General features: G+C 30.8%; 8 protein-coding genes. 7 read left to right on the forward strand and 1 reads right to left on the reverse strand.

The annotated features are described in order from the left end of the window. Positions 1-461: 461 nt before the first annotated feature. The 7 genes from QZZ11_RS08465 (at position 462) to QZZ11_RS08495 (ending at position 4,848) form a co-directional block, all read left to right on the forward strand. Positions 462-1,094 carry a DUF1847 domain-containing protein gene (locus tag QZZ11_RS08465; RefSeq protein ID WP_292475301.1) on the forward strand — a complete coding sequence of 211 codons (633 nt, stop codon included), beginning with the start codon at positions 462-464 and terminating at the stop codon, positions 1,092-1,094. 102 nt (positions 1,095-1,196) lie between these two features. Continuing rightward, entirely contained in the window at positions 1,197-1,775 is a 579-nt protein-coding gene (locus tag QZZ11_RS08470; RefSeq protein ID WP_292475302.1) for an adhesin, read from the forward strand. A 14-nt stretch (positions 1,776-1,789) separates the two neighbouring features. Continuing rightward, complete coding sequence (locus tag QZZ11_RS08475; RefSeq protein ID WP_292475303.1) at positions 1,790-2,752, forward strand: NADH:flavin oxidoreductase; 963 nt, start codon at positions 1,790-1,792, stop codon at positions 2,750-2,752. 18 nt (positions 2,753-2,770) lie between these two features. Then, the gene (locus tag QZZ11_RS08480; protein ID WP_292475305.1) at positions 2,771-3,649 is read left to right on the forward strand and encodes a radical SAM protein; all 879 of its coding nucleotides are present in this window, start codon (positions 2,771-2,773) and stop codon (positions 3,647-3,649) included. 28 nt (positions 3,650-3,677) lie between these two features. Beyond that, positions 3,678-4,142 (forward strand): flavodoxin, encoded by a 465-nt coding sequence (locus QZZ11_RS08485; RefSeq protein WP_292475307.1) that lies wholly within the window; start codon positions 3,678-3,680, stop codon positions 4,140-4,142. A gap of 36 nt (positions 4,143-4,178) precedes the next feature. Then, positions 4,179-4,556 (forward strand): hypothetical protein, encoded by a 378-nt coding sequence (locus QZZ11_RS08490; RefSeq protein WP_292475308.1) that lies wholly within the window; start codon positions 4,179-4,181, stop codon positions 4,554-4,556. 10 nt (positions 4,557-4,566) lie between these two features. After that, positions 4,567-4,848 carry a zinc ribbon domain-containing protein gene (locus QZZ11_RS08495; protein ID WP_292475309.1) on the forward strand — a complete coding sequence of 94 codons (282 nt, stop codon included), beginning with the start codon at positions 4,567-4,569 and terminating at the stop codon, positions 4,846-4,848. 181 nt (positions 4,849-5,029) lie between these two features. On the opposite strand, the gene QZZ11_RS08500 is transcribed toward QZZ11_RS08495, so the two are convergent. Beyond that, on the reverse strand, positions 5,030-5,640 hold a 611-nt coding region (locus tag QZZ11_RS08500; protein WP_292475311.1), incomplete at its 5' end, for a radical SAM protein.

A 5,640-nucleotide genomic window follows, 5' to 3' on the forward strand; every position in this document is an offset into this window, starting at 1 on the left:
AAGGGTAAGTTTTTTATATGCTTGTTTTATGCTTTTTTGATCTGCATATCTGTCTACTTTAAGAATTTTATAATAATTTTTGATATATTTGGTCATGGTTAATCTCCTCGTTTTTCTAAGGAGTAAGGTATCTGTTGTTTTATATTATTTAGTTGCTCTATTTTTCTTAAACTATAATTTACAGAATTTATTCTGTTTTTCTATTATTTTTGTATTTTCATTAATATTAATACCTATACCCCTATGGGTATATAATAATATAATTTTTTTAGTATATAAACCTTTATTAATTTTTGCTAAAGAAAAATCAAATTCCTTAAATTTGCTTTTAAATAAAATTAAATAGAAACATATCAAATTATAAACAAACAGCTTTATACGGGAAAATCTAAAATAAAATACATATAAATTATTTAAAGCATCAAATAAAAAGACTTTAATATAATGTACGAGTGGATAAAATGAATAATATACAAAATTCCTGTGTCGACTGTGGGGTAGTTCACTGTCAACACCAAGATAAAGAATACCCTGAATTCTGTCCAACAAAAGAATTAACACAAAACGACATTGATGAAATAATCAATTTATATAATGAAGATAACAATAAAGAAGTATCAAGAATATCTGCAGAAATTGAATCAGATTTCTACTGTCAATACACAAGAGTTGAAGAAATAATAGAATTTGCAAAACGATTAAATTTCAAGAAAATAGGTATAGCCACCTGTGTTGGACTCTTAAATGAAAGCAGAATCTTTGCAAAAATTCTAAGAAAAGAAGGTTTTGAAGTATACACCAGTGCCTGTAAAGTTGGAGCTATGAAAAAAACAGCAGTAACAGGATTAGACGAAGAAAAAACAAAAATAACCGGAAATATAATGTGTAACCCCATATTACAGGCAAAAATTTTAAACAATGAAAAAACAGACTTAAATGTAGTAATTGGATTATGTGTTGGTCATGACAGTTTATTTTACAAATACTCTGATGCACTTACAACAACCCTTATTACAAAAGATCGGGTATTGGCACATAATCCTGCAGGTGCATTATATCAAACAAATACTTACTACAAAAAATTATTAGAATAAGGATGTGATATTATTTTTAAATTAGATTATCCGGAAGAACCAACAGATGTCGCAAAAGTAAACTCTGAAGAATATGATGCAATTTTATTGGGAGAAAATAATTTGGGAAGTGTACATTTGCATGGTCCTTATGGTAACCGTGAATCCAAAATAAAAATTGCATACAATATAGGAATGCATCCATTGGAAAGTAAATCACACAGAGCACTATTTGAAACAATATTCTCAAAAAGTGATGAATTAAACTATCAATACTACATTTATAATATCAATGTCTCAGGACCACTGGATGAAAAGACGGAAGGTAGAATGGATGGACAATTATTAGCACAGGAATTTGTAGCACCACATATTATTGATAATGATTATGACTTCTTTGTTGACATTCACTCAAATAAAGGTCAACGTGGTCCAGGAAAATATGAAAAAACCAATTTTATATTTGCACCGGGATTTGATGAAAAATCATCTCAATACATGAATATCCTTTTGGACAGAATAAAAGAATTATGTTATTATGCTCCTGAGTATCGTACAAGCCCGGAGTATATTACAATACCAGTAGTAAACAGTGGTATTCCAACAATTGTATATGAAACATTTTCTTATGAATCAATGACTAAAACATATGAATTGGCTTCTCTTTTGGTTGAAAATGTCGACGAGTTAATATTTGAATAGGCAGGTGAAAAAAAATGTTATTGGATAAAGAATTAAAAATTAAGAATGTTACTCTTCAAAATCGGATAGTTATGCCTCCAATGGCAACTGAAAAATCAGATCAGGGAATAGTTACACAGGATCAAATCGATTATTATGTTAAAAGAGCACAAAACACTGGTTTGGTAATAGTTGAACATGCTTACATATCACCGGAAGGAAAATGCAGTAAAAATCAGTTATCCATATGTGATGATAACTGTATTGGCGGATTAAAAAAATTAAGTGATGCCATACATGCTACAGGTTCAGTTTGTTTAACACAACTGGCTCATGCCGGAGCACGAGCCAAACATACTGGTTTGGCAGCCATATCTCCAAGTGGCATTAAATTGGATGAAGAAAATCCTGTTGAAATGACATCTGGGGATATTGAAAGAATCCGGGAATCTTTTCTAAAGGCAGCTATACGTTCTAAAGAGGCAGGATTTGATGGTGTAGAAGTACATTCCGCACATATATATTTATTAAATCAGTTTTATTCACCAATAACTAATAAACGGACAGACAAATACACAGGTGCTACCATCGAAGGAAGAACAAAACTTCAATGTGAAATTATCAGGGCAATCAGGCAAGAAATTGGTGAAGAATTCATTATTGCTATAAGATTGGGTGCATATGACTATGAAGAAGAAGGAAGTCAAATCGAAGACATACCACTTGCCTGCCAAAAGTTTGTGGAAGCCGGTGCAGATATAATTGACATTTCCGGTGGATTACACATGTATAACAGTCCTGAAAGTGATGAACCAGGTTATTTCAAAAAATTAAGTATTGCTGCCAAAAGTGGAGTTAACGTGCCTGTAATTCTTACTGGTGGAATTAAAACATCATCTGAAGCAGAAAAGTTACTTGAAGAAAATGCTGCTGATTTAATTGGTGTCGGTCGGGCAATGATTAAAAATCCTGACTGGTCAACGGAAGCTATTCAATAGTTATTATGGAGTTTATCTATGCACTTTGCTAGCAGGATTATCAGACCACCTTATGAGGCAAGAAGTAAATTTTTGCAGGTTACAACAGCTTGTAGTCATAATAACTGTAGTTTTTGCAGTTATTATAGGAATATTCAATATTCTGTTTCACCAGTTGATGAAATAACTGAAGACCTGGAAGAATTAAGGAATAATTCATATTCGTTTAAACGCATTTGGTTACAGGGAGCAGATCCATTTTCTTTAAGTTTTGATAAATTATACGAAATTGCTTCATTAATCCATGAATATTTGCCATTTGTACAGAGTATTGGTGGATATGCACGAATTGATAATCTAAAAAATAAGACTTTAGAAGAATTGAAAATATTAAAAGAGGTTGGATATAGTTCAATTGTTTTCGGCATGGAATCTGGTGATGATTACTTGCTGGATTACATGAATAAGGGTTATAAATCTGATGATATCATTGAACAATTATCCAAAATGGATGAAGCAGAACTTAGTTATACTCTGATATTTCTAAATGGTCTTGGAGGACATGATTACGGTTTTAGTCATGCAATAAAAACGGCTGATGTTATCAATAAGTTACATCCTGAAAGAATAATGATAAACGGATTAACGGTATTTGAGAATACACAGTTATTTAAGGATATTAAAGAGGAAAAATTCATAGAATCAAAAGAAAAAGAAAAAATTCTTGAGTTGAAATGTTTTTTAGAAAGATTGGATGTGGATACGTTTATTGATGCAACAAATGATTCTAATAGTATCCATTTTTTTGGTAGGATTCCGGAAAATAAAAATGCAATTATAGATCATCTTCAGGAGATATATGAAAAAACTGAAGAAAAAGTTTTAAGAAATAAAAGAGAAAATCTTAATAGAGTATAAGAATTAAATAATCAAAGGTGAAATAGAATTGACTGATTTAGTAGTATATTATTCAAGAACAGAAAACACAAAACTCGCTGCACAAACAATTAAAGAAGAAATTGGTGCTGACTTATTGGAAATTAAAGATAAAAAGAACAGATCCGGACCGTTAGGTTATCTGAAAGGCGGGTTCGATGCATTCAGAGAAAAAACTACAGATATTGAATATGATAAAGTGGATCTTAAAAGTTATGATACAGTATATGTTGGAACACCTGTATGGGCTTCCAAACCAACACCAGCAATATTACAGTTTATAAGAGAAAATGATTTTGGTGGAGTTAAAGTTGTTACATTTTGTACTACCGGTTCTAGTGGTGTTGAAACCACAATCAATTATATGAATCATCTCATTATTTCCGGTGGTGGAAAAGTTAAAAAATCATTCTCTATAAAAGTTTCTGAAGATGATATTAAAGAGTCAACAGTTGCAGCATTAAGAGATGAATAATCTAATTAAATTTTAATAAATATTGGGAAAATTAGTATGGATGTATTTGATAGATTTTTAATAGGGGATACGGGAACTATAGAATGGAACTTTGAAAATACGCATTTTATTCAAAGATTAAATAAATACAGAATTTCAAGGGAATTCATAGTTGATACTATTCTGTATGAAGAGCCGGTAAGGTATGATACCAGTGGTCCTGGAGAGTATGAAGTAGTGTTTTCCGCACCAAAGAATAAAGAATATAAGGAAATTCGGGTAATCTTTGCCTGTCATAACAATACTATAGATTTGTTAACAGTTATTCCTGAAGGCAGAACTAACAGACAAAAAAATAAGTATGCTGATGACGATTATAAAAAAGTTGAGAAGAAAAGATTGCAAGCCTATTCAAAAAGAAAGAAATTATACTGATGGTGAAAAAATGCGTGTAGACCAGAACGGGAACAAATTATCCGATGAAGATGATTATTGTCCTAATTGTGATGCTTTCCTTGAGGATATTGATTATGAGTGGTGTACTCACTGTGGGGAATTTGTGGGATTCATAAGTAATCAGGGTTTTGACGAAAATCCTGTTGTAGAGTATGAAATTACTGTTAAATGTGTTAACTGTGGATATGAAAACGATATCAATAATAAGATTTGTCCAAATTGTGGAAAAAAACCTACAAACATAACAATTAATATTTCAACAGATTATTAATTGATTGGACTGTAATTCGAATGATACTCTTGAAAGTTTTCTCAATTATTGAACAATAAATGTTGGTTAAGAAGAAAGATGTTATTTTTAATAAATCCAATGCTTTGATTAAAGTTGCAGTTGTGAATAAAATTTAACATCATTTCTATTAAATTATTGTTTTAATTAACATTGTTTCTTATTAAAATAATGTTGTCTGTTTACTTTTTCTTTTTTTAGGATAGTCATGTAGATACTCGAATATTTCATCGGGTTTATTCATGATTTTATGTTCATTTGTTTTTTGATAGAATACTTTCATTAATTCTTTATTGTTCGGGCTACTTATACTGTAACTATCTCCAAACTCTTTTTCATATACTTCCTTTATTCCCTGGAAATTCTCTTCAAGTTTTTTATAGTAATATTCCCTGTTTCCATCTCTAAGGGTCATACCCATGCCAAAACAAATTATTCCTTTAACATCAGCCTTAATGCAGGCATCTATTATTGAGGATATATTCTCTTTAGTGTCAGTTATGTACGGTAAAATTGGACAAAGCCAGACAACAGTAGGGATGTTTTCCTGTTTTAGTATTTCCAGTACTTCTATGCGTCTTGAAGTTGGACATACATTAGGTTCGATTAATCTACTTATTTCATCATCCATACAGGTGAGGGTCATCTGTATAACTACTTTTGATTCATCGTTGATTTTTTTAAGTAAATCAAGGTCTTTCAGAACTAAATCTGATTTGGTAATACATGTAAACCCATGACCATAACGATGAATAAGCTTTAATGTTTTTCTTA

It is taken from the genome of Methanosphaera sp. (assembly GCF_016282985.1).
Taxonomy (GTDB): domain Archaea; phylum Methanobacteriota; class Methanobacteria; order Methanobacteriales; family Methanobacteriaceae; genus Methanosphaera.

What these genes read in the sequence shown, in the direction of transcription:
- QZZ11_RS08465 (WP_292475301.1), top strand. Translation starts at nt 462, where the DNA reads ATGAATAATATACAAAATTCCTGTGTCGACTGTGGGGTAGTTCACTGT.
- QZZ11_RS08475 (WP_292475303.1), top strand. Translation starts at nt 1,790, where the DNA reads ATGTTATTGGATAAAGAATTAAAAATTAAGAATGTTACTCTTCAAAAT.
- QZZ11_RS08480 (WP_292475305.1), top strand. Translation starts at nt 2,771, where the DNA reads ATGCACTTTGCTAGCAGGATTATCAGACCACCTTATGAGGCAAGAAGT.
- QZZ11_RS08490 (WP_292475308.1), top strand. Translation starts at nt 4,179, where the DNA reads ATGGATGTATTTGATAGATTTTTAATAGGGGATACGGGAACTATAGAA.
- QZZ11_RS08495 (WP_292475309.1), top strand. Translation starts at nt 4,567, where the DNA reads ATGCGTGTAGACCAGAACGGGAACAAATTATCCGATGAAGATGATTAT.